General features: G+C 75.4%; 24 protein-coding genes. 18 read left to right on the top strand and 6 right to left on the bottom strand.

The annotated features are described in order from the left end of the window. The first annotated feature begins 20 nt into the window (after positions 1-20). Entirely contained in the window at positions 21-1,073 is a 1,053-nt protein-coding gene (locus tag ZF1_RS11055) for an LLM class flavin-dependent oxidoreductase (RefSeq protein ID WP_178375225.1), read from the top strand. Here the strand turns inward: ZF1_RS11055 and ZF1_RS11060 are convergent. Next, the gene (locus tag ZF1_RS11060; RefSeq protein WP_482637194.1) at positions 1,040-2,425 is read right to left on the bottom strand and encodes a CoA transferase; all 1,386 of its coding nucleotides are present in this window, start codon (positions 2,423-2,425) and stop codon (positions 1,040-1,042) included. The genes ZF1_RS11055 and ZF1_RS11060 overlap by 34 nt on opposite strands. 65 nt (positions 2,426-2,490) lie before the next feature. On the opposite strand from ZF1_RS11060, the gene ZF1_RS11065 reads away from it, so the two are divergent. Continuing rightward, positions 2,491-3,432: a helix-turn-helix domain-containing protein gene (locus ZF1_RS11065; protein ID WP_482637195.1), complete on the top strand. Its 942-nt coding sequence runs from the start codon at positions 2,491-2,493 to the stop codon at positions 3,430-3,432. A 1,036-nt stretch (positions 3,433-4,468) separates the two neighbouring features. Beyond that, positions 4,469-5,104: an imidazole glycerol phosphate synthase subunit HisH gene (hisH, locus tag ZF1_RS11070; RefSeq protein ID WP_226356270.1), complete on the top strand. Its 636-nt coding sequence runs from the start codon at positions 4,469-4,471 to the stop codon at positions 5,102-5,104. Between the two features lie 49 nt (positions 5,105-5,153). On the opposite strand, the gene ZF1_RS11075 is transcribed toward hisH, so the two are convergent. After that, positions 5,154-5,840 carry an SDR family NAD(P)-dependent oxidoreductase gene (locus tag ZF1_RS11075; RefSeq protein ID WP_482637196.1) on the bottom strand — a complete coding sequence of 229 codons (687 nt, stop codon included), beginning with the start codon at positions 5,838-5,840 and terminating at the stop codon, positions 5,154-5,156. Between the two features lie 37 nt (positions 5,841-5,877). Then, a complete protein-coding gene (locus tag ZF1_RS11080) occupies positions 5,878-6,660 on the bottom strand; it encodes a DNA-formamidopyrimidine glycosylase family protein (protein ID WP_482637197.1) in 783 nt (260 codons plus the stop codon). A gap of 37 nt (positions 6,661-6,697) precedes the next feature. Between ZF1_RS11080 and priA the strand changes: the two genes are divergently transcribed. Genes priA through hisI form a run of 3 tightly spaced genes read left to right on the top strand, consistent with a single transcriptional unit; the run spans position 6,698 to position 8,594 of the window. Next, positions 6,698-7,447, top strand: a complete 750-nt coding sequence (gene priA, locus ZF1_RS11085; protein ID WP_482637198.1) for a bifunctional 1-(5-phosphoribosyl)-5-((5-phosphoribosylamino)methylideneamino)imidazole-4-carboxamide isomerase/phosphoribosylanthranilate isomerase PriA — start codon at positions 6,698-6,700, stop codon at positions 7,445-7,447. Further along, positions 7,447-8,220: an imidazole glycerol phosphate synthase subunit HisF gene (gene hisF / locus ZF1_RS11090; protein WP_251786043.1), complete on the top strand. Its 774-nt coding sequence runs from the start codon at positions 7,447-7,449 to the stop codon at positions 8,218-8,220. Before priA ends, hisF begins: the two co-directional genes overlap by 1 nt. Further along, positions 8,217-8,594, top strand: coding sequence for a phosphoribosyl-AMP cyclohydrolase (gene hisI, locus ZF1_RS11095; RefSeq protein ID WP_251786045.1), 378 nt, complete (start codon positions 8,217-8,219; stop codon positions 8,592-8,594). The genes hisF and hisI overlap by 4 nt, the downstream gene beginning before the upstream one ends. A 12-nt stretch (positions 8,595-8,606) precedes the next feature. On the opposite strand, the gene ZF1_RS11100 is transcribed toward hisI, so the two are convergent. Continuing rightward, positions 8,607-9,527 carry an oxygenase MpaB family protein gene (locus ZF1_RS11100; RefSeq protein WP_405417906.1) on the bottom strand — a complete coding sequence of 307 codons (921 nt, stop codon included), beginning with the start codon at positions 9,525-9,527 and terminating at the stop codon, positions 8,607-8,609. Positions 9,528-9,722: 195 nt separating this feature from the next. Between ZF1_RS11100 and ZF1_RS11105 the strand changes: the two genes are divergently transcribed. Continuing rightward, a complete protein-coding gene (locus tag ZF1_RS11105; RefSeq protein WP_251786053.1) occupies positions 9,723-10,391 on the top strand; it encodes a response regulator in 669 nt (222 codons plus the stop codon). Here ZF1_RS11105 and ZF1_RS11110 read toward each other — a convergent pair. Next, entirely contained in the window at positions 10,349-10,996 is a 648-nt protein-coding gene (locus ZF1_RS11110; protein WP_251786055.1) for a TetR/AcrR family transcriptional regulator, read from the bottom strand. The genes ZF1_RS11105 and ZF1_RS11110 overlap by 43 nt on opposite strands. A gap of 57 nt (positions 10,997-11,053) precedes the next feature. On the opposite strand from ZF1_RS11110, the gene ZF1_RS11115 reads away from it, so the two are divergent. From ZF1_RS11115 to ZF1_RS11140, 6 genes are all read left to right on the top strand, one after another. After that, positions 11,054-12,667 (top strand): anthranilate synthase component I, encoded by a 1,614-nt coding sequence (locus tag ZF1_RS11115; protein WP_482637199.1) that lies wholly within the window; start codon positions 11,054-11,056, stop codon positions 12,665-12,667. Then, positions 12,664-13,314: a Trp biosynthesis-associated membrane protein gene (locus ZF1_RS11120; protein WP_083658010.1), complete on the top strand. Its 651-nt coding sequence runs from the start codon at positions 12,664-12,666 to the stop codon at positions 13,312-13,314. Before ZF1_RS11115 ends, ZF1_RS11120 begins: the two co-directional genes overlap by 4 nt. Positions 13,315-13,363: 49 nt before the next feature. After that, entirely contained in the window at positions 13,364-14,233 is an 870-nt protein-coding gene (gene trpC, locus ZF1_RS11125; protein WP_308215870.1) for an indole-3-glycerol phosphate synthase TrpC, read from the top strand. A gap of 3 nt (positions 14,234-14,236) precedes the next feature. Then, positions 14,237-15,181: a prolipoprotein diacylglyceryl transferase gene (lgt, locus tag ZF1_RS11130; RefSeq protein ID WP_100880275.1), complete on the top strand. Its 945-nt coding sequence runs from the start codon at positions 14,237-14,239 to the stop codon at positions 15,179-15,181. Next, positions 15,178-15,816 carry a DUF2461 domain-containing protein gene (locus tag ZF1_RS11135; RefSeq protein WP_482637200.1) on the top strand — a complete coding sequence of 213 codons (639 nt, stop codon included), beginning with the start codon at positions 15,178-15,180 and terminating at the stop codon, positions 15,814-15,816. Before lgt ends, ZF1_RS11135 begins: the two co-directional genes overlap by 4 nt. A 250-nt stretch (positions 15,817-16,066) precedes the next feature. Then, complete coding sequence (locus ZF1_RS11140; protein ID WP_482637201.1) at positions 16,067-17,098, top strand: M28 family peptidase; 1,032 nt, start codon at positions 16,067-16,069, stop codon at positions 17,096-17,098. Positions 17,099-17,143: 45 nt separating this feature from the next. Here the strand turns inward: ZF1_RS11140 and ZF1_RS11145 are convergent, their stop codons facing one another. Further along, positions 17,144-17,494, bottom strand: coding sequence for a VanZ family protein (locus tag ZF1_RS11145; protein WP_482637202.1), 351 nt, complete (start codon positions 17,492-17,494; stop codon positions 17,144-17,146). A gap of 111 nt (positions 17,495-17,605) precedes the next feature. On the opposite strand from ZF1_RS11145, the gene pyk reads away from it, so the two are divergent. From pyk to ZF1_RS11170, 5 genes are read left to right on the top strand one after another with little or no spacing between them, the layout of a single operon-like run. Then, complete coding sequence (gene pyk / locus ZF1_RS11150) at positions 17,606-19,030, top strand: pyruvate kinase (protein WP_251786066.1); 1,425 nt, start codon at positions 17,606-17,608, stop codon at positions 19,028-19,030. Between the two features lie 25 nt (positions 19,031-19,055). After that, positions 19,056-19,973 carry an acyl-CoA thioesterase gene (locus ZF1_RS11155; RefSeq protein WP_178375207.1) on the top strand — a complete coding sequence of 306 codons (918 nt, stop codon included), beginning with the start codon at positions 19,056-19,058 and terminating at the stop codon, positions 19,971-19,973. Beyond that, complete coding sequence (locus ZF1_RS11160) at positions 19,970-20,680, top strand: dienelactone hydrolase family protein (RefSeq protein WP_482637203.1); 711 nt, start codon at positions 19,970-19,972, stop codon at positions 20,678-20,680. Before ZF1_RS11155 ends, ZF1_RS11160 begins: the two co-directional genes overlap by 4 nt. Positions 20,681-20,699: 19 nt before the next feature. Further along, on the top strand, positions 20,700-22,013 hold the full coding sequence (locus tag ZF1_RS11165; RefSeq protein ID WP_379673119.1) for an O-acetylhomoserine aminocarboxypropyltransferase/cysteine synthase family protein: 1,314 nt from the start codon (positions 20,700-20,702) through the stop codon (positions 22,011-22,013). Continuing rightward, a complete protein-coding gene (locus tag ZF1_RS11170; RefSeq protein ID WP_251786069.1) occupies positions 22,010-22,489 on the top strand; it encodes a CoA-binding protein in 480 nt (159 codons plus the stop codon). Before ZF1_RS11165 ends, ZF1_RS11170 begins: the two co-directional genes overlap by 4 nt. The last annotated feature ends 16 nt before the right edge of the window (positions 22,490-22,505 follow it).

The raw sequence follows: 22,505 nt of genomic DNA on the forward strand, positions 1-22,505 counted from the left end.
CAACTTCTGTTGCAGAGGGCATGACGAAGATCGGGTTCCTGTCGTTCGGGCACCACGGGGAGGTCCCCGGGTCCCGGACCCCCACCGCCGCCGACGCGCTGCGCCAGACCGTGGAGCTGGCGCGCGCCGCGGAGGACATCGGCATCGACGGCGCCTTCGTGCGCGTGCACCACTTCGAGCGCCAGCTGGCCGCGCCGTTCCCGCTGCTCGCAGCGATCGCGGCGACCACCAGCCGGATCGAGATGGGCACCGGCGTGATCGACATGCGCTACGAGAACCCGCTCTACATGGCCGAGGAGGCCGCCGCGACCGACCTGCTCTCCGGCGGGCGGCTGCAGCTCGGCGTGAGCCGGGGGTCGCCCGAGATCGCGCTGAACGGTGCCGAGGCCTTCGGGTACCGGCCCGCCGACGGGCAGACCCACGCCGACGCCGCCCGCGCCAAGGCCGAGGTGTTTCTCGCCGCGATCCGCGGTGCCGGGGTGGCGCCCGCCGACCCGTCCCGCACCCGCGGGCGGCACGTCGCGCTGCCGGTGCAGCCGCAGTCCCCGGGCCTCGGCGACCGGATCTGGTGGGGCGCGGGCACCCGGGCCACCGCCGAGTGGGCCGCGACCCAGGGCATGAACCTGCAGAGCTCGACGCTGCTCACCGAGGACACCGGCGAGTCGTTCGACCGGCTGCAGGCCGAGCAGATCCTGCGCTACCGCGAGGCCTGGGCCGCCGCCGGGCACGAGCGCACCCCGCTGGTGTCGGTGTCGCGCAGCGTCATCCCGGTCACGACCGACCTCGACCGCCGCTACTTCGGTGAGCGCGGCGAGGACGACCAGGTCGGGATCCTCGACGGCGCCCGGTCCCGGTTCGGCCGCAGCTACGTCGGTGACCCGGACCGGATCGCCGCCGAGCTCGCCGAGGACGCCGCGGTGCGGGAGGCGGACTACGTGCTGTTCACCGTGCCCAACCAGCTCGGTGTCGAGTACAACGCGCACCTGCTGCGCTCGATCGCCGAGCGGGTCGCCCCGGCGATCGGCTGGGCGCCGGCCGGTCACCAGGTGGCGGCGGCGGTCCCCAGCAGCTGAGGCGGGCCGGGCAGCGGCGCGGGCCGGCCGTCGAACTCCAGCGGGAGCACGGGTTCGACGAGCCGGCCCATCGGCCCGTCGACGGCGTGCGTGGCGATGGTCGCCGTACCGGGCCGGGGGAGGTCCGCGACCTCCGCCGCGGTGAACATCCCGAGCCCCCGGACCCAGGTGCAGACCCCGGCGAGGGTGACCCGCACCCGCCACGAGCCGCCCTCGACGGCGCGCCGGCGCAGCGCCGCGAGCACCCCGGCGGCACCGAGCCAGGCGGCGAGGTAGTCGTTGAGCAGGTGCGTCGGCGGTAGCGACGGGGTGCCGTCCCGGCCCTCCTCGACCGCGAAGCCGGTCGCGGAGCAGGCCAGCTGCTCGAACCCGCCGCGCGCGGCCCACGGCCCGTCGGCGCCCCAGCAGTGCAGGTCCAGGGCGACGATCCCGGGCCGGAGCGCCGCCAGGTCCTCCGGTCCGAAGCCCCGGGCGGCGGTGCCCCGGTAGGCGTTGACGAACACGTCCGCCCCGCCCACCAGGTCGCGCAGCGTCGCCGCCTGCGCCGGGTCCCGCAGGTCCAGCCAGGCGTTGCGCTTCCCGCCGCCGGTCAGCGCGACCATCGCGAGCGGGTCGGGCAGGTCCGGGCGGGACACGTGCAGGACGTCCGCGCCGAACGTGCCGAGCAGCTTGGCCGCGACCGGCCCGGCGATGACGTGGGTGTCGTCGAGCACCCGCGGCCGGTCCGGGACCGGCTCCGGCGCCGCGTCGCCGATCCGCTCCACCTCGACGACCGGGCGCCCGGCCAGGTGGCGGCCCGCCGGGTGCGCGGCCCACCGGTCGGCACTCCGGACGGCCGCGGCCACCCCGCCCGCCGCGCACACCGCGTCCTCCAGGTCGACCGCGCGCCACCGGGCGGCCTCCTCGGCGATCCGCGGCCGCAGCGGCGGACAGTCCAGCACCCGGCAGACGGCGTCGCGCTGGTGCGGGTAGGTGGTGATCAGGAAGATCCACCCGTCGGTGGTGCGGACGAAGCCGTTGTTGGCCAGCGCGGTCGGGTCCTCGGCGACGGACTGCACGTCGACCCCGCCGAGGGTGGTGAGGAACGGGGCGCGCAGGGTGTCGATCGCGTCGGCCGCCCGCACCCGGATCTCGCGGGGTGCGCCGCCGGAGTCCTCGGCGAGCCCCGCGACCTGCAGCCCGAACGCCCCGACCGCCGCGGACATCGCGTCGGCGAGACGGTGCACCGACGGCGTGAGCGGATCCGAGCCGGTCACCCGCAGCGTCGAACGCACCGGGGGAGCGTCCGGCAGCAAGGTCGCCGCCGTATCGGCGGCGGAGGGGAACCGTGCGGGCGGGGTCGTCGTGGTCATGGCTCCAGCCTGCGACGGGACGGCGGTTCTCTCCACGCCCTCCGTATATCCGTAGACTCGGTCGGGTGTCCGGACCCGTCGCCTCCGCCCGCGCGGTCGGCCGGGCCGACCGCATCCTGGAGCTGGTCGCGACCGCTGCGACACCACCGTCGGTGACCGCGGTGGCCCGCGCACTCGACCTGCCGCTCAGCTCCACCGCGGATCTGCTGCGTGAGCTGCGGGCAACCGGCTGGGTACGGCTGCGGGGGCGCGGCCACGTCCTGGGCCACCGGCCGTACGTGCTGGGGCTGCTCGCCGGGGTGGGCCCGCCGACCGCGCTCACGCACACCGATCTCGACGCGCTCAGCCGCGCCGCCCGGGCCCCCGTGGCGCTCGCCGTGCTGGTCGGCGGGCAGGTGCGCTACGTCGACCACGCCGGTCCTCGGGCCCCCGACCGGCTGCAACGGGTGACCCACGACCACCGGCCCCGCCCACCGCTGCGCACCGCGGCGGGACGGCTTCTGCTGGCCCTGGGCGATCCCGAGGAGTCCGCCCGCGGGCTGGCCGGGGTCGACGACCCGCCGGCGGTCGCGGCCTACCTCGCCGAGCGACCGGAGATCGTCCGTACCCGGCTGGCCCGCAGCGACGGGCTGGCGGACCCGGCGATCCGCGCCGTCGCCGTCCCGGTGGAGGAGGGCGGGGAGACGGTCGCGGCGGCGGTGCTCACCGGCACCCGGCGGGGCCGGGCCGACCGCAGCGTCACCCTGGACCGCGCCGCGGCCCGGCTGGCCGCCGCCCTCGCGGCCCGGGGGACGCAGGCGTCCTGGGGTGCGCCCGTGGCCGGACCCACTGGGGCGAGCACCCACCTGCAGCCGCCGCGGGCGCTCGTCATCCCCGACGATGTCGGGCTGTCCGGCACCGGCACCCGGCGCACCCCCGGGCTCCACCGCGAGGCGGTGGCGACGCCGGCGGGCATCGGCATCGACCACCACGTGCGGCTGGAGAAGGGACGCGACACCACACCGTAGGCCCAGGTCGCCACTGCTCGCCCGCGTCCTGCAGCTCGACACCGCGGTCACGGCCCACTCGCACGGGCCGGTCCGGCCGGAGGGAGGCCGGAAACCCCGGTCCGGCTGGGGAGGTGCCCGAGGGCAGCCGGTTGCTGCTCGACGCCGTCGAGCGCGCGCAGCAACCGGACCGGGACCGCGAGGCCGCGACGCTGGTGGTCGAGTCGCGGCCTCGCGGTCCCGACCTCGCGACGCCCGCCGTCGCCGCCCGGCTCCGAGGAACTGTCGGTGGCGAGCGCGACGTTCCGCGAGGTCCGGCGATGCCACGACGTCGGCCTGCTCACCGGCGTCGTCGTGCTGGGCGTACCCGCGGCCCGGGGCCCTGGCGCTGCGCCGGGTCGACCACCCGGTTCCGTGCCCCCGGGCCACCCGGCGGCGACGACACCGACCGCCTCGCCGACCTCACTCCCCGTTGATTGCGGGTTCGCGCGGAGATCCGCCCCTCGCGCGCGTCCGGACGCACGCGGACGGAGGATCTGCGCGCGGACCGCTGATCACCGGGTGGGGCACTGTGAGGACCCCGAACGGCGGGGCCTGTGCACCCGCCCCCGGCCGGGCCGGGCTGGTGGGGCCGGCACCGCCCCCCGGACGAGCGACACCCGGTGAGCCGAGGCACCGTGGTCCGTGGCCAGGTCCTGTGCCCGGTGTCGTGGCCACCGAGCTCCACAGCCGCCAGGGACCCGACCTGGGCGCCGTCCCGAGGATGTCGTCACCGCCGGTCTGCGGGGGCCGGCTCGAGCTCGGCGAGGTGGTGTGCGCCCGGGTGTCGAGGACGCGGTCCTGCTCCGGTCGCGGCCGAGGCGGGGCTTGCCGCGTTCGCCGGACAGAGCACGGAACGGCGACGCGCTACCGCGCGGTCTGACCCCGTACCCGGCGGCACGATCATCGGTACTCGAGCGCCGTCGCCGGTCGGCCCGAGCAGCGCACAGGTACCGATGATCACGGCGCCGCCCCCGGGCCGCGGGGAGCCGCGCGGGGCGGCGACTACGCTGGTCGCGTGGCACGCATCGTCGTCCTCGACTACGGCTCCGGGAACCTGCGCTCCGCCGAGCGCGCCCTCGAACGCGTCGGCGCGGACGTCACCGTGACGTCCGACTTCGACGCGGCGACCGAGGCCGACGGTCTCGTCGTCCCCGGAGTGGGCGCCTTCGCGGCGTGCATGCAGGGCCTGCACGCGGTCCGCGGCCCGCAGATCATCGGGCGCCGCCTCGCCGGTGGCCGCCCGGTCCTCGGCATCTGCGTCGGCATGCAGGTGATGTTCGAGCGTGGCGTCGAGTTCGACGAGGACACCGAGGGCTGCGGCGAGTGGCCCGGCACGGTCGAGCGGATCCAGGCCGACGTGCTGCCGCACATGGGCTGGAACACCGTCCGGACCCCGCAGGACAGCACCCTGTTTGCCGGGCTCGACGCCGACACCCGCTTCTACTTCGTGCACTCGTTCGGCGTCCGTCGCTGGACCCTGGAGCCCTCGCACGCGATCGCCCCGCCGAAGGTCACCTGGACCCACCACGGCGAGGACGTCGTCGCCGCGGTGGAGAACGGGCCGCTGTCGGCGACCCAGTTCCACCCGGAGAAGTCCGGCGACGCCGGCGCCGCGGTCCTGGAGAACTGGCTGCGCTCGGTCAAGGGCTGAGCCGGGGGCGGCGTCGGGGGGGCGAGCGGGCCGTTCCGCGGGACGCGCCTCAGCCCAGCGCGTACTCCCCGGAACGCAGGTCGAAGGTCACCGTCCGCCTGTCCGAGCGCAGCGCCTCGAGCACCTGCCCGACGAGCGTCGCGACGTCGGAACCGGCCCTGATGCCGGACGGCACCGTCCCGGCGACGGCGCGGTCGGCGAGCCCGGTCTCGATGTGCGGCGGCCGCACGTCGAGCACCCGCACCCCCTGCTTGCGCAGGCCACCGCGGGTCGCGGTCAGCCACGCCGACAGCGCCGCCTTCGACGCCGAGTAGGCCGCCATCCCCGGCGTCGGCACGTCGGCCAGGATCGCCGAGATCATCGCGAGGGTGCCACCGGAGTCGGTGAGGTGCGGGAGGGCGGCCCGGCCGATCGCCATCGGCGCCTGCGCGTTGACCGTCAGCAGGTGCTCGGTGACGACGTCGTTCTCCGACTCCTCCCCGAACCCGGCCACCCCGATCGCCACGAACACCAGGTCCAGCCCGCCCAGGGCGTCCGCCGCCTCGTCGACGACGGCGGCACAGCGCTCGAGGTCGAGTGCGTCGAGCGTGAACGTGGGCTCGCCGTCGGCCCCGGAGGGATCGGTGCGGCCCGCCAGCGCGAGCGTCGCGCCCTGGTCGCGCAGCGCCTCGGTGAGCGCGCCGCCCAGCACACCCGTCGCCCCGACCACCAGCGTCCGCGCCCCGGAGAGTTCCATGATCCGACGGTAGGGCGAACCGGCGACGGCCGCGCGTTCACCGCTGGCAGCGCGGGCACCACCAGGTCTGGCGACCGTGCGGGGTGCGCTCCGGCGCCGCGAACGCCACCGCGGTCCCGCAGCGCAGACAGGGCCGCCGGTAGCGGCCGTAGACGAAGTGCCGCGGCCGGACCCGGCCGGTGGTGTTCTGCGCGGGGTTGCGGACGACCGCGTCGCGCAGCAGCGCGCGGCCGCGCCCGAGGAGTGCGCCGGGGTCGGAGACCGCGGAACACTCCCGCCACGGGGAGATCCGCTCCAGGAACAGCAGCTCCTGGGCCCACATGTTCCCCAGCCCGGCGACGACGCGCTGGTCCAGCAGCGCCGCCAGCACCGCCCGGCCGGGGTCGGCGCGCAGCCGGGCGAGGGCCGCGTCGCCGTCGAAGGTGTCGCCGAGCAGGTCCGGGCCCAGGTGCCCGACGACGGTGTGCTCGTCGCGGGTCGGGAGCACCGCCAGCACCGGCAGCCCGATCCCGGCCAGGGTGCGGCCGTCGACGAGCTGCAGCGCGATCCGCAGGTCGGCCGCGACGGCGCGGGGGAGCCGCCTCCCGGGCCGCAGCACCGACCACCGCCCGGACATCCGCAGGTGCGAGTGCACGGTCCAGCCGCCCGCGGTGCGGGCCAGCAGGTGCTTGCCGCGCGGCACCCAGCCGGTGATCTCCTCCCCGGCGAGGTCGGCGCCGGCGAAGCGGGGGTGGCGCACGTCGGAGCGTGCGATCACCGCGCCCGCGGTGGCCGCGTCCAGCCGCGCCGCGAGCCGGAAGATGCTGTCCCCCTCGGCCACCCCCGGAGGCTACGAGCGGCGCGGATACCCTGGCGCGGTGAGCTTCACGTTGCTTCCCGCGGTGGACGTCGTCGACGGGCAGGCCGTCCGGCTGGTGCAGGGCGAGGCCGGCACCGAGACCGGCTACGGCTCGCCCCTGGACGCTGCCCTGAACTGGCAGGCCGGCGGCGCCGAGTGGGTCCATCTGGTCGATCTCGACGCGGCGTTCGGCCGCGGCTCGAACGCCGAGCTGCTGGCCGAGGTGGTCGGGAAGCTCGACCTGCGGGTCGAGCTGTCCGGCGGCATCCGCGACGACGAGTCCCTGGAGCGCGCGCTGTCCACCGGCGCGGCCCGGCTCAACCTCGGCACCGCGGCGCTGGAGCAGCCCGACTGGTGCCGCCGGGTCCTCGCCGAGCACGGCGAGAAGATCGCGATCGGGCTCGACGTCAAGATGATCGACGGCCGGCGCCGGGTCGCGGGGCGCGGCTGGACCTCCGACGGCGGCGACCTGTGGGAGGTCCTCGCCCGCCTCGACGCCGACGGCGCCACCCGCTACATCGTCACCGACGTCTCCAAGGACGGCACCCTGCAGGGCCCGAACGTCGAGCTGCTCACCGAGGTCGCGCAGGCCACGACCGCGCCGGTCATCGCGTCGGGGGGGATCTCGGAGGTGTCCGACCTGACCCGGCTCGCCGAGGTCGCCGCGACCGGCGTGAACATCGAGGGCTCGATCATCGGCAAGGCGCTCTACGCCGGCCGGTTCACCCTGCCCGAGGCCCTGGCGGCCGTGCGGGCGGTGAGCGCCTGATGGGCGTCGCGGTCCGCGTCATCCCCTGCCTGGACGTCGACGCCGGGCGCGTGGTGAAGGGCGTCAACTTCAAGGAGCTCCGCGATGCGGGCGACCCGGTCGAGATGGCGCGGGTCTACGACGCCGAGGGCGCCGACGAGCTGACCTTCCTCGACGTCACCGCGTCGTCGTCGGAGCGCGGCACCATGATCGACGTGGTGCGCCGCACCGCCGAGCAGGTGTTCATCCCGCTGACCGTCGGCGGCGGCATCCGCACCCCCGACGACGTCGACCGGATGCTCCGCGCGGGCGCGGACAAGGTCTCGGTGAACACCGCCGCGATCGCCCGGCCCACGCTGCTGCACGAGATGTCGCGGCGCTTCGGCAGCCAGTGCATCGTGCTGTCGGTGGACGCCCGCCGGGTGCCGGAGGGGGAGAAGCCGCAGCCGTCGGGCTGGGAGGTCACCACGCACGGCGGGCGCCGGTCCGCCGGGATCGACGCCGTCGAGTGGGCCGAGCGCGGCCAGGAGCTCGGCGTCGGGGAGATCCTGCTGAACTCGATGGACGCCGACGGCACACGGGCCGGGTTCGACCTGGACATGCTGACCGCGGTCCGGAAGGTGGTCGACGTCCCGGTGATCGCCTCCGGTGGTGCCGGCGCGGTCGAGCACTTCGCCCCGGCCGTGCGGGCCGGAGCGGACGCGGTGCTGGCCGCGAGCGTGTTCCACTTCGGGCAGCTGCGGATCGGCCAGGTCAAGGACGCGCTGCGGGGCGAGGGGGTCGAGATCCGATGACCGCACAGAGCGTGCGCCTGTCCGCGGCCGAGTCCGCGCTGGACCCGGCGGTCGCGGCCCGCCTCAAGCGCGACGCCGACGGCCTGGTCTGCGCCGTCGTGCAGTCCCGCGCCGGCGAGGTGCTGATGGTCGGCTGGATGGACGACGAGGCGCTGCACCGCACCCTGACCACCGGCCGGGGGACCTACTGGTCACGGTCGCGGCAGGAGTACTGGGTCAAGGGCGGCACGTCGGGGCACGTGCAGCACGTGCACGAGGTCCGGCTGGACTGCGACGGCGACGCGGTGCTCGTCGTCGTCGACCAGGAGGGGCCGGCCTGTCACACCGGGACCCGGACCTGCTTCGACTCCGACGTCCTGCTCGCCGGGAGCTGAGCGCGCGCCCGGTCAGGGGTGCGCCGGGGGCATCGGCGGGGGAGCGGGCTGTGGTGTGCTCGTCACCCACCGGATGCCTGCGGTGATCGCGTGCCCGCCCGCTCGCACGACCGTCCGCTCGGCCACCGGCAGCCACGGCAGCCGCAGCGGCAGCCGCGTCCAGCGCGGCATCAGCCCCACCGACGCGGCGGCCAGCACCGCGTACGGCACCCGCGCGGAGAGCGGCAGCGGCGGCTCCCACAACAGGAACCGGGCGGCGTCGCGCGCCTCGGGGGTGCCGGCCAGCTCGGGCCGGTACCCGTCGAGCTGCGCCTTCAGCTCCGCGGTGGACTCCGGCGGGTCGGGCACGCCCAGCTCACGGGCGACGCGTGCGGCGTCGGCGACATAGGCGTCGCGGCCCGCGGCGTCCAGCGGTGCGCTGCCGTAGCGGTCGTGCGCGGTGAGGAAGCTGTCGATCTCGGCGATGTGCACCCATCGCAGCAGATGCGGGTCCGACGCCGAGTAGGGGCGCCCGTCCGGCGCGGTCCCGCGGACGTGGACGTGCGCCCGCCTGATCCGGGCGATCACCCGCTCGGCCTCCTCGGCCGGGCCGAACGTGGTCGCGGCCAGGAAGTAGGAGGTGCGCTGCAGCCGTCCCCACGGGTCGCCCCGGAACCCGGAGTGCCCGGCGACCCCGGCCATGGCCAGCGGGTGCAGCGACTGCAGCAGCAGCGCCCGCAGCCCGCCGACGAACATCGACGCGTCGCCGTGCACCGTGCGGATCGCGGCGTCCTCGGGGAACCAGCGCGGGCCCTCGGCGCCGAGCACGCGGGCCCGGCGGCCGGAGCCCTCGTCCCCGGCGACCCGGCTGAACACCGCCGACCCGGCCCGCGAGCGCAGGGCCGCGAGCCGGTCGGTGACGGCGTCGGGGAGCCGGGCGGACAGATCGACCATGACCCCAGTGTGCGGTCGTGCCCCGGCGGCGGCCACCGGGTCGGGTGCCTCCGGCGGTCCCGAGGGCAGGACGGCTGCGGCAGTCGGGTGACAGTCCTGCTCCCGGGGTGGCGCGCTCACCGGCCGCTCGGCGAGGCGATGCGGGGACACGCCGACGGGCGCGGTAGGACGGTGACCGGCGTACGGAGGGGAGCGATGACGAGCGACGCGACGGTCGGCGTCCTGCTGGTCGACGACGAGGAGCTGATCCGCACCGGGCTGCGCGCGGTGCTCGAGGCCGACCCCGGCATCACCGTCCTCGGCGAGGCCGCCGACGGCGCCGAGGTCCCCGGGCTGGTCGCCCGGCTGCGGCCGGACGTCGTGCTGATGGACGTCCGGATGCCCGCGGTCGACGGCATCACCGCCACCCGGGCGCTGCTGCGCAGGCCCCACCCACCGCGGGTGCTGGTGCTCACCACGTTCGGCCACGACCGGCACGTCCTGGACGCGTTGCGCGCCGGGGCCGGTGGCTTCCTGCTGAAGCGGACCCCGCCGCGCGACGTGGTGCGGGCCGTGCACACCGTCGCCGCGGGGGAGTCGCTGCTGTTCCCGGCGGCGGTGCGTGAGCTCGTGGCCGGGTTCGCCGCCGACGACGGCGACCGGCTCGCCTCCGCCGGGCTGACCGCGCGCGAGGGCGAGGTGCTGCGCCTGGTGGCGTGCGGGCTGTCCAACGCCGAGATCGCGGAGGAGCTGGTGCTGGGCGTGGAGACGGTCAAGACCCACGTCGCCGCGGTGCTGGCCAAGACCGGGTCGCGGGACCGGACCCAGGCCGTCGTCGCCGCCTACTCCTCGGGGTTCGTCGACCCCAGGTTCCCGGTCAGGTAGCGCTGCACGGTCGGCCCGACCGCGGCGACGACGTCCTCGCGCGGCGCCGAGGCCAGCGGCTCCAGCCGCACCACGTAGCGCATCATGCCGAGCCCGATCAGCTGGGAGCCGACGAGCGCGCCCCGCTCGTCGGGCCGGTCGGGGGAGTGCGCCCGGGTGACCGGGCGCAGGATCGCGCCGCCGACGAACTCACGCAGCATCCGGGCCGCGATGTCGTGACCCGCGACGCTGCGCAGCACCGCCGCCATCGGGGCGCCGCCGCCGGTGTCCCAGACCGTCAGGAACCCCCGCACGATCCGCTCGCCGACCCGGTCGGCGGGGCCGTCCAGCACCATCCGCCGGACCTGTGCGGGGTCGACCGGCAGGTCCAGCGCGGCGAGGAACAGCTTCTCCTTGCCGCCGAACCAGTGGTTCACCATGGCCGGGTCCACCCCGGCCCGTTCGGCGATCCGGCGGACCGTGGCGCCGTCGAAGCCGCGGTCGGCGAACTCGGCGCGGGCGGCCGCGAGCAGCCCGGCCCGGGTGTCCGCGCCGCCGGACCGGCGGCCACGACGCCGTGGCGACGCCCCCGGGCCCGGGGGTGCGGTGGCGCTCGGTTCGGTCATGCGCCCCATCCTCACCCGCGCGAGGGCGGCCGTCACTGCTCGGGGACAATGAGTCGCATGACCCAGCGGACCCAGAACGCATCCGGTGGCGCGACGACGACCGGGGCCCCCGCGGCTCCCGCGGTCGCCGCCCTGGGCGCGGTGAGCCCCACCCGTGAGGAGTTCCGGGAGCTGGCGCGCGCGCACCGGGTCATCCCGGTGACCCGGCGGCTGCTGGCCGACGACGAGACCCCGGTCGGGGTCTACCGCAAGCTCGCGGGCGGGACCGCGGGCACGTTCCTGCTGGAGTCCGCCGAGAACGGTCGGTCCTGGTCGCGGTGGTCGTTCGTCGGGGCCCGCAGCGCCGCCGCGCTCACCGCCGTCGACGGCGAGCTGGTCTGGACCGGGGAGGTGCCCGACGGCCTGCCCACCACCGGCGACCCGCTCGACGCGCTGCGCACCGTGGTCACCGAGCTGCACTCCGAGCCGCTGCCCGGGCTCCCGCCGCTGACCGGCGGCATGGTCGGCTACCTCGGCTACGACATCGTCCGCCGCGTCGAGCGCATCGCGGACCCGAACGACCCGGCCGTCGACGACCTGGCGCTGCCCGAGCTGGTCATGCTGCTGGCCACCGACCTGGCCGCGCTCGACCACCACGAGGGCACCGTCACCCTGATCGCGAACGCGATCAACTGGGACGCCACCGACGAGCGCGTCGACCAGGCCTACGACGACGCCGTCGCCCGGCTGGACCGGATGACCGGCGAGCTCGACGTGCCCGCGCCCAGCTCGGTCGCGGTGTACACCCCGACCCGCCCGGAGTTCCTCCGCCGGCGCACCCCCGAGCAGCACCACGCCGCGATCGAGGACGCCAAGGAGCAGATCCGCGCCGGCGAGGCGTTCCAGATCGTGCTCTCGCAGCGCTTCGAGATGGAGTGCGACGCCGACCCGCTCGAGGTCTACCGGATCCTGCGCACCACGAACCCGAGTCCGTACATGTACCTGCTGCGTCTCGACGACGCGGCGGGCGGGCCGCCGTTCTCCATCGTCGGGTCCAGCCCGGAGGCGCTGGTCAGCGTGCTCGACGGGCGTGCCACCACGCACCCCATCGCGGGCACCCGCTGGCGCGGCGCGACCGACGAGGAGGACCAGCTCCTGGAGAAGGAGCTGCGCGGCGACGAGAAGGAGCGCGCCGAGCACCTGATGCTCGTCGACCTCGGTCGCAACGACCTCGGCCGGGTGTGCGAGCCCGGCACGGTGACCGTGCGGAACTTCTTCGAGATCGAGCGCTACAGCCACGTCATGCACCTGGTGTCGACGGTGACCGGGCTGCTGCGCGGCGACCGCACCGCGTTCGACGCCGTCGTCGCCTGCTTCCCGGCCGGCACCCTGTCCGGGGCGCCGAAGGTGCGGGCCATGCAGGTCATCGACCGGCTGGAGCCGACCCGGCGCGGTCAGTACGGCGGCATCGTCGGCTACCTCGACTTCGCGGGCAACGCCGACACCGCGATCGCCATCCGCACCGCGATGATCCGCAACGGGACCGCGTACGTGCAGGCGGGCGGTGGGATCGTCGCCGACTCCGACCCGGCCGCGGAGGACATGGAGTGCCTGAACAAGGCCCGGGCGGTGCTCTCGGCCGTCGCCGCGGCCGGGTCCATGTCACCCCCGCCGGTCCCGGGCAGCGCGTGACGGCGCCCGGCGACGACGGCGCCGCCGCGCCCACGGCGGGCCGCACCGACCGGCGGGCACTCGGCCTGACCGTGCTCGGCCTGCTGCTCGGCGCCGGTGCGCTGTGGGGTGCCGGTGCGGCCGAGTGGTTCGTGCTGGAGGTGCCCACCGCGACCCGCGGCACCGTCGAGCTCGGCGCCACCGGCGCGCAGCTGCAGCCCGCCGTCACCGCGGTCGCGGCGCTGCTGGTGGCGGCCGTCGCCGCGCTGGTCGCACTGTCCGGCATCGCCCGCCGCGTGCTGGGCGTGCTGGTCGGGCTCGCCGGGGCGGCCGCGGTGGTGCTGACCCTGCGGCTGGTCGCCGTGCCGCCGTCGGCGGTGGAGCTGGCCTCCGCCCGTTCCGGGCTGACCGCCCCGAACGCCCCCGCGGGCTCCGGCGCGGTCTCGGCCACGCCGTGGCCCTGGCTGGCCGTCGCCGGCGGGGTCGTCGCGCTCGCCGCGGCGGTGCTGCTGGTGGTCCGCGAGCCGCGGCTGCCGCGGCTCGGCGCCCGGTACGCCGCACCCGGGACGCAGGCGGCCACGACACCGGCCGACCCCGACCGGGCGGCCTGGGAACGGCTCGATGCCGGCGGCGACCCGACCGTCGGCCCGCGTGAGGGGGAGAACTAGCATGACCTCGACGTCCGGGCGACGCGCGAGCGGAGGAGGAGTCGGCCCTGTGAGCACTACGGGCACTGCCGGTACTGCCGGACATCCGAACGGGACACCGGGTCGCGTACCCAGCGTCCTCGAGTCCATCGTGGACGGGGTCCGGGAGGACCTCGCCGAGCGCGAGAGCGTCGTCGACCTCGCCGAGATCAAACGGCGGGCCGCGGCCGCGCCGCCGCCGCGGGACGCGATGGCGGCCCTGCGCGAGCCGGGTGTCGGCGTCATCGCCGAGGTGAAGCGGGCCAGCCCGTCGAAGGGGTCGCTCGCCGACATCCCCGATCCGGCCGACCTCGCCGAGGCCTACTCCGCCAACGGCGCGCGGGTGATCAGCGTGCTCACCGAGCAGCGCCGCTTCGGCGGCTCGCTGGCCGACTTCGACGCCGTCCGCGCCCGGGTCGACACCCCGCTGCTGCGCAAGGACTTCGTCGTCACGCCGTACCAGGTGCACGAGGCCCGTGCGCACGGCGCGGACGTCGTGCTGCTGATCGTCGCCGCGCTGGAGCAGCCGGTGCTCGCCTCGCTGCTGGACCGCATCGAGTCCCTCGGTATGACCCCGCTGGTCGAGGTGCACACCGAGGAGGAGTGCGACCGCGCCCTGGAGGCCGGCGCCACCCTGATCGGCGTGAACGCCCGCAACCTGCACACCCTCGAGGTGAACCGGTCGGTCTTCGGTGAGATCGCCCCCGGGCTGCCGTCGCACGTGCTCAAGGTCGCCGAGTCCGGTGTCCGTGGCCCCGGTGACCTGCTCACCTACGCGGGCTGGGGTGCGGACGCGGTGCTGGTCGGCGAGGGCCTGGTGACCAGCGGTGACCCGGCGGCCGCGGTGCGCGGGCTGGTCGCGGCCGGGTTCCACCCGTCCTGCAGCCGCAACGGCGGCTGAGCCGTGCTCGTCACGCTCGCCACCGTCCTGCCCGCCGCGCTCCCGGCCTCGATCCCGAGCCCGGACCGCGGTGTCTGGCACCTCGGCCCGGTCCCGATCCGGGCGTACGCGCTGTGCATCATCGCCGGCATCGCGGTCGCCCTGTGGTGGGGCGAGCGTCGGCTGCAGGCGCGCGGCGGGCGGGCCGGGACGGTGCTCGACGTCGCGGTGTGGGCGGTGCCGTTCGGCCTGCTCGGCGGGCGGCTCTACCACGTCGCCACCGACTGGCGGACCTACTTCGGCCCCGGCGGCAACCCGTGGGGTGCGCTGGAGATCTGGAACGGCGGGCTCGGGATCTGGGGCGCCATCGCGCTCGGCGGGGTCGGGGCCTGGATCGGCTGCCGCCGCCACGGCGTCCCGCTGCCGCTGTTCGCCGACGCGGTCGCGCCCGGCATCATCGTCGCCCAGGCGATCGGGCGGCTCGGGAACTGGTTCAACCAGGAGCTCTACGGCGGCCCGACCACGCTGCCCTGGGGTCTGGAGATCTACCGCCGGGTCGACCCCGCGACCGGGCTGGACGACCCGCTCGGCGGCGTCGCGCTCGACCCCACGCCGATCGCGGTCGTGCACCCCACCTTCCTCTACGAGCTGCTGTGGAACCTCGTCGTCGCCGCGCTGATCGTGCTGGCCGACCGCCGGTTCCGGCTCGGCCACGGCAAGGTGTTCGCGCTCTACGTCGCGGGCTACACCCTCGGCCGGTTCTTCATCGAGCTCATGCGCACGGATCCGGCGACCCGCGTGTTCGGCGACGTCCGGATCAACGTCGTCGTCTCGGCCGTCGTGTTCGTCGGGGCGGTGCTCTACGTCGCGTTCGCCCGGCGCGGCCGCGAGGAGTTCGTCGCGCCCGAGCCGGAGGACACCACCGCTCCCGGGGAGCAGGGCACGCCCCAGGAGCGCGAGGACGCGTGAGCGCGTTCGCGGGCTTCGGCGACGGCGCCGTCGAGTTCTACGACGGCCTGCTCGCCGACAACTCCCGGGCGTACTGGACCGACCAGCGCGAGGTCTACGAGAGCGACGTCCGCGGCCCGATGACGGCGCTGCTCGCCGACCTCGAACCGGAGTTCGGGGCGGGCAAGGTGTTCCGGCCCTACCGCGACGTGCGCTTCGCCGCGGACAAGACGCCGTACAAGACCCACTGCGGCGGCTTCGCCGAGCCGTTCTACGTCGAGGTGTCCGCGGACGGGATGCTCGCCGCGGGCGGCTACTACCACATGGCGCCCGACCAGCTGACCCGCTACCGCGAGAGCGTCGACGACCAGCGCCGCGGCGAGGACCTGCGGGCCCGGCTCGACACCGCCCGCGCCGCCGGGCTCACCGTCGACGGCGCGACGCTCAAGACCCGCCCGCGCGGCACCGACCCCGGCCATCCGCGGCTCGACCTGCTGCGGCACAAGGGGCTCTACGTGTCGCGGAACTGGCCGCCGGACGACGTGCTGCACGGCCCGCGGGCCCGGGACCGGGTCCGCACGGTGTGGCGGGCCTCCCGCCCGGTCACCGAGTGGCTCGACGACCACGTCGGTCCCAGCGAGCTCCCGCGCCGCTGACCCGCCGCGGCCGTGCCGCCGCCGCGCTGTCGCCGCGCCGCGCCGTGCCGCGCCGCGCCGCGCCGTGCCGCGCCGTGCCGCTGCCGCGCTGTCGCCGGGCCGAGTCACCGTGCCGCGCCGACGGTCCGGGCGGCGCCGGACGGGTTTCCGTGACACGGTCGACAACCTGCGCGGTGATCCGGACGACGGCCGGGGTACGAACACCGCGGACGGGCCGACGCGGTCCGGGTCGACGCACGGGGGAGTGGGCATGGGAGTGCAGGGGCAGACGCGGGGCCGGCGCAGCCGTGACGGGCTGCTGGCGCTGGTGACGGCGGCGTTCGTCGTCGCCGGGTGCACCGCCGCCGGGCCCGCCACCGCGCCGCCGCCCGCCGGGGCGCTGTCCCAGCAGGTCACGGGCGCCGCGACCGGCGAGGCCGCGGTGCCGCACCTGCGGGCCCTGGAACGCATCGCCGACGACAACGGCGGCAACCGCGCCGCCGGGACCCCCGGCTACGACGCGACGGTCGACTACGTCGCCGGCGTGCTGCGCGACGCCGGGTTCGACGTCACCACCCCCACCTACGACGCCGGGGACGGCCGCGAGCTGCGCAACGTCGTCGCCCGCACCCGCGGCGGCGACCCCGCCCGGATCGTGCTCGCCGGCGCCCACCTCGACTCCGTGCGGGCCGGCCCCGGCATCAACGACGACGGCAGCGGCATCGCCGGGCTGCTCGCCGCGGCGACCGCGCTCGGCCCGCAGCCGGGCGTCGGCGCCACCGTCTCCTTCGGGTTCTGGGGCTCGGAGGAGGACGACCTGCAGGGCTCGACCGGCTACGTGCGGTCCCTGTCGGAGGAGGAGCGCGAGCACCACCTGCTCTACCTCAACGCCGACATGCTCGGCTCACCCAACGGCGGCTACTTCGTGCAGGGCGGCCGCGGCGAGGACGACGAGGAGCGGGGCCCGTCCGGGTCCGGCGTCGTCGCCTCGGTGCTGGCCGAGGAGCTGGCCGCGGCGGGCGCCCCGCAGCCCGAGACCATCGGCCTCTACGGCGACGACGACGGCCCCTTCGCCGAGGTCGGCATCCCGGTCGCGGGCGCGGTCACCGGCGACGAGGACACCAAGTCCCGCTCCCAGGCCCAGCTCTGGGGCGGTGAGGCGGGCCGGGCCTACGACGGCTGCTACCACTCGGCCTGCGACCGGATCGGCAACGTCGACACCGTGAAGCTGGACCGCTACACCCGTGCGATCGCGGCGACCCTGGCCCGTTTCGCCGACGCCACCCAGCGCCCCTCCGGCTGAGCCGACCGACCGGCCCCACGGGCGGCCGTGGGGACCGGCTCCGGCTCAGAGCCGCGACGACGTCTCGCGGTCCGGCCGGCGGCGCGCCACCAGCACGGCCAGCCCCACCCCGAGCGCCGCCCCGGCGACGTCGACGAGTGCGTCGAGGACGTCCCCGCTGCGCCCGATCGGCAGCAGCGCCTGCGCCAGCTCCGACGCCGCGGCGTAGACGACGAGCCCGCCCAGCAGCGGCCACACCCGGATCCCGGCGGCCCGCCCGGTCCACGCCAGCAGCGCGAACAGCAGCAGGTGGACGACCTTGTCGGTGCCCGGAGGCGCCGTCGGGACCCCGGACGCCGGGGTGAACAGGACCACCAGGCTCAGCAGGACCGACAGGACGAACGGCTGGACGCGCACACCCCCAGTCTGCTCCACCGGTGACCGCCGGGATGAACACCGTCGGACCGGACGCCGACAGGCCGGGTTCCGATCGTCCTGATCGTTCCAGACAGCGCTACCCTGATAGCCGTGACACGTCGAACCAAGATCGTCTGCACCATCGGACCGGCCACGGCGACCCCGGACCGGATCCGTGACCTCGTGGAGGCGGGCATGGACGTGGCCCGGCTCAACTTCAGTCACGGGGACCGCGCCGACCACAAGCGCGTCTACGACATGGTCCGCGCCGCCGCCGACTCGACCGGGCGCGCCGTCGGCATCCTCGCCGACCTGCAGGGCCCGAAGATCCGGCTCGGCCGCTTCACCGACGGGCCCACCGAGTGGGCGACCGGCGAGGAGGTGCGGATCACGGTCGACGACGTGGCCGGCACCCCCGACCGGGTCTCCACCACCTACAAGGGCCTCGCCCAGGACGCCCAGGTCGACGACCGGATGCTCGTCGACGACGGCAAGGTCGGCCTGCGGGTCGTCGCCGTCGACGGCAACGACGTGGTCTGCCGGGTCACCGAGGGCGGCCCCGTCTCGGACAACAAGGGCCTGTCGCTGCCCGGCATGAACATCTCGGTGCCCGCGTTGTCGGACAAGGACATCGCGGACCTCGAGTTCGCGATGTCGCTGCGGGTCGACGTCGTCGCGCTGTCGTTCGTGCGCAGCCCCGCCGACATCGACCTCGTCCACAAGATCATGGACAACACCGGTGCCGGCCGCGTCCCGGTGATCGCGAAGCTGGAGAAGCCGGAGGCCGTCGACAACCTCGAGGCCGTCGTGCTCGCCTTCGACGGCATCATGGTCGCCCGCGGTGACCTGGGCGTGGAGCTGCCGCTGCAGAACGTGCCGCTGGTGCAGAAGCGCGCGGTGCAGATCGCGCGGGAGAACGCCAAGCCGGTCATCGTCGCGACCCAGATGCTGGAGTCGATGATCACCAGCTCGCGCCCGACCCGCGCCGAGGCCTCCGACGTCGCGAACGCCGTCCTCGACGGCACCGACGCCGTGATGCTGTCCGGTGAGACCAGCGTCGGCCGCTACCCGATCAAGACCGTGCGGACGATGGCCGAGATCGTCGAGGCCGTCGAGGCGGGCCCGGCCGACGTGCCGCCGCTCAACCACGTGCCCCGCACCAAGCGTGGCGTGCTGTCCTACGCCGCCCGCGACATCGGCGAGCGTCTCTCGGCGCGGGCGCTGGTCGCGTTCTCCCAGTCCGGTGACACCGTGCGCCGCCTGGCCCGGCTGCACACCCGGCTCCCGCTGCTGGCGTTCACCCCGGAGCCCGCGGTGCGCAGCCAGCTCGCGATGACCTGGGGCGTCGAGACGTTCCTGGTCGACAAGGTCGACTCGACCGACGCCATGATCCGCCAGGTCGACCACGCGATCCTCTCGATCGGCCGGTTCAAGCCGGGTGACCTGGTGGTCGTCGTCGCCGGGTCGCCGCCCTCCACGGTCGGCTCGACCAACCTGATCCGGGTGCACCGCCTGGGCGAGGACGACCACGCCTGAGGCCGGTTGGGCATACTCACCGACCGTGAGTGCCGATTCCGCAACCGCGCAGACCGCCGCCGACGGTGAACCGCGCGGCCAGGCCGTCCTCGACGACCTGGTCGCGCTGCTGGACCTGGAGCGGCTGGAGGACAACCTCTTCCGCGGGGTGAGCCCGCCGGTGTCGCTGCCCCGTGTGTTCGGCGGGCAGGTCGCGGGCCAGGCGCTGGTCGCCGCGGGCCGCACGGTGGCGGCCGACCGGGGCGTCCACTCGCTGCACGCCTACTTCATCCGGCCCGGGGACCCGAGCATCCCGATCGTCTACGAGACCGAGCGGGTCCGCGACGGCCGGTCGTTCACCACCCGCCGGGTGCTCGCCATCCAGCGCGGCGAGCCGATCTTCTCGCTGTCGGCGTCGTTCCAGCTGCCGCAGAACGGCCTGGAACACTCCCAGCCGATGCCCTCGGACGTCCCCGCGCCGGACGCCGTCGACGACCTCGGCACCCGCGCCGCCCGCGGCGACGGCGGCTGGATGGCCGGGCTGCCGCGCCCGCTGGACATCCGGCTGATCGACGAGCCGTCCTGGTCGCAGGACCACCCCGGTCCGTCCGACGACCCGATGCGGCTGTGGCTACGCGCCGACGGCGAGCTGCCCGACGACCCGCTGCTGCACGTGTGCCTGCTCACCTACGCCAGCGACCTGACCCTGCTGGGGTCGGTCGTCGCCCGCCACGACGTGCCCCGGACCGGGCTGCAGATGGCGAGCCTGGACCACGCGATGTGGTTCCACGCGCCGTTCCGGGCCGACGAGTGGCTGCTGTACTCGTGCTTCTCGCCGGCCGCGTCGGGCGGGCGCGGCCTCGCGAGCGGACGCTTCTTCACCGCCGACGGCCGCCTGGTCGCCACCACCATGCAGGAGGGACTCGTCCGGGTCCCGCGCGCCGGGAGGGACGCACGCCCATGACCGTCGAGTCCGAGATCTCGCTGCCCAGCGTCAACGGCGGCAGGCTGCCCGGCTTCCTGGCCCGCCCCGAGACCACCACCCCGGGCCCGGCGATCGTGATGATCTACGAGATCTTCGGAATGACCCCGGAGATGCGCCGGATCGCCCGCGAGCTGGCCCGCGAGGGCTACACCGTGCTCATCCCGGACCTGTTCGCCCGCGGCCGGGTGAAGCCGCTGTGCATCGCCTCGACGGTGGCGACGATGGCCACCGGCCGCGGCGCCGCGCTCGGCGACTGCGAGTCCGCGCGGCGCTGGCTGGCCGACCAGCCCACCGTCGACGCCGACCGGATCGGGGGCATGGGGTTCTGCATGGGCGGCGGGTTCGCGATGCTGCTGTCCCAGAGCGGTCTGTACCGGGTCGCGGTGCCGTTCTACGGCCGCGCCGGCGTCGAGGTGGAACCGGTCTGCCCGGTCGTCGCCAGCTTCGGCGGCCGGGACGCGCAGTTCGCCGACGGCTACCCGCAGCGCCTGGAGGCCGACCTGACCGAGCGGGGGATCCCGCACGACGTCGTCGTCTACCCCGAGGCCGGGCACTCGTTCATGACGCGCACGCCGGGCGTGAAGGGCGCGGTGGCGCGCCGGACACCGCTGCACGCGGAGTACCACGAGCCGTCGGCGACGGACGCGACGGAGCGGGTACGGGCCTTCCTGCGCGACCACCTGTAGCCGGGGCAGGATGGGGGAGGTGAGCGAGCGCGATGATCAGCAGGACCGGGCCTGGGGCTTCCGCACCCGGGCCGTGCACGCGGGGACGGTGCCGGACGCCGCGACCGGTTCCCGGGCGGTGCCGATCCACCAGACGACCAGCTACGTCTTCCGCGACACCGACGACGCCGCGGCGCTGTTCGCGCTGCAGAAGTACGGGCTGATCTACTCCCGGATCGCCAACCCGACGGTGTCGGCGCTGGAGGAACGCCTGGCCAGCCTCGACGGGGGCATCGGCGCGGTGTGCACGGCCAGCGGGCAGGCCGCCGAGTTCCTCACCTTCGCCGCGCTCGCCGGGGCGGGGGACCACGCCGTCGCCGCGGCCGGGCTGTACGGCGGCACCATCACCCAGCTCGACGTGACGCTGCGCCGCTTCGGCGTCGACACGACCTTCGTGCCGGGCACCGACCCGGCCGACTACGCCGCCGCGATCCGCGACAACACCAAGTTCGTCTTCGCCGAGGTCGTGTCCAACCCGGGCGGCGAGGTCGCCGACATCGCCGGGCTCGCCGAAATCGCGCACGCGGCCGGGCTCCCGCTGATCATCGACGCGACGCTGGCGACGCCGTACCTGTGCCGACCGCTGGAGCACGGCGCGGACATCGTGATCCACTCGGTGACGAAGTTCCTCGGCGGGCACGGCACCACCCTCGGCGGCGTCGTGATCGAGTCCGGCCGCTTCGACTGGGGCAACGGCCGCTTCCCCGGTATGACCGAGCCGGTCCCGTCCTACGGCGGGCTCACCTGGTGGGGCAACTTCCAGGAGCTCGGGTTCCTCACCAAGCTGCGTGCCGAGCAGCTGCGCGACGTCGGCGCCACGCTGTCCGCGCACTCGGCGTTCCTGCTGATGCAGGGTGTCGAGACGCTGCCGCAGCGGATGGAGTCCCACGTCGCGAACGCGCAGAAGGTCGCCGAGTGGCTCGAGGCCGACCCGCGGGTGGAGTACGTGACCTATCCCGGGCTGCCGTCGCACCGCCACCACGAGCGGGCTCGCCGGTACCTGCCCGCGGGGCCGGGTGCGGTGTTCGCGTTCGGGGTGCGCGGTGGCCGGGCCGCCGGGGCGCGGTTCATCGAGTCGGTGCAGCTGTGCAGCCACCTCGCCAACGTCGGCGACGCCCGCACCCTCGTCCTGCACCCCGGGTCCACCACCCACCAGCAGCTGACCACCGAGCAGCTGGAGCACGCCGGCGTCCCCGAGGACATGATCCGGATCTCGGTCGGGCTGGAGGACCCGGACGACATCGTCTGGGACCTCGACCAGGCCCTCACCGCCTCGCAGAAGGAGACCGCGTGACCTGGGAGAACCCGCCCGCGTGGCGGCGGCAGCAGATCCTGCGCGACACCCGCACCGTCGCCGTCGTCGGGGCGAGCCCCAACCCGGCCCGGGCCAGCAACTTCGTCGCCACCTACCTGCTGGCCTCGACCGCTTTCGACGTGTACTTCGTGAACCCGAACGCGAGCACGATCCTGGGGCGCGCGGTGTACCCGTCGCTGGCGGAGCTGCCGGTGGCGCCCGACCTGGTCGACGTGTTCCGGCGGCCGGAGGACCTCGGCGGCGTGCTCGACGAGGTCCTCGCCCTCGACCCGGTCCCGTCGACGTTCTGGCTGCAGTTCGGGCTGTTCGACGAGGACCTGGCCCGCCGCGCCGAGAGCGCGGGGCTGACCGTCGTCATGGACCGCTGCCTCAAGGTCGAGCACGCGCGGTTCGCCGGTGGACTGCACCTGGCCGGGTTCGACACCGGAGTGATCACCTCGCGGCGCCGGGACTGACCCGGGTACCCCCGGC

The sequence above is a fragment of the Pseudonocardia sp. ZF1 genome, from assembly GCF_056835605.1.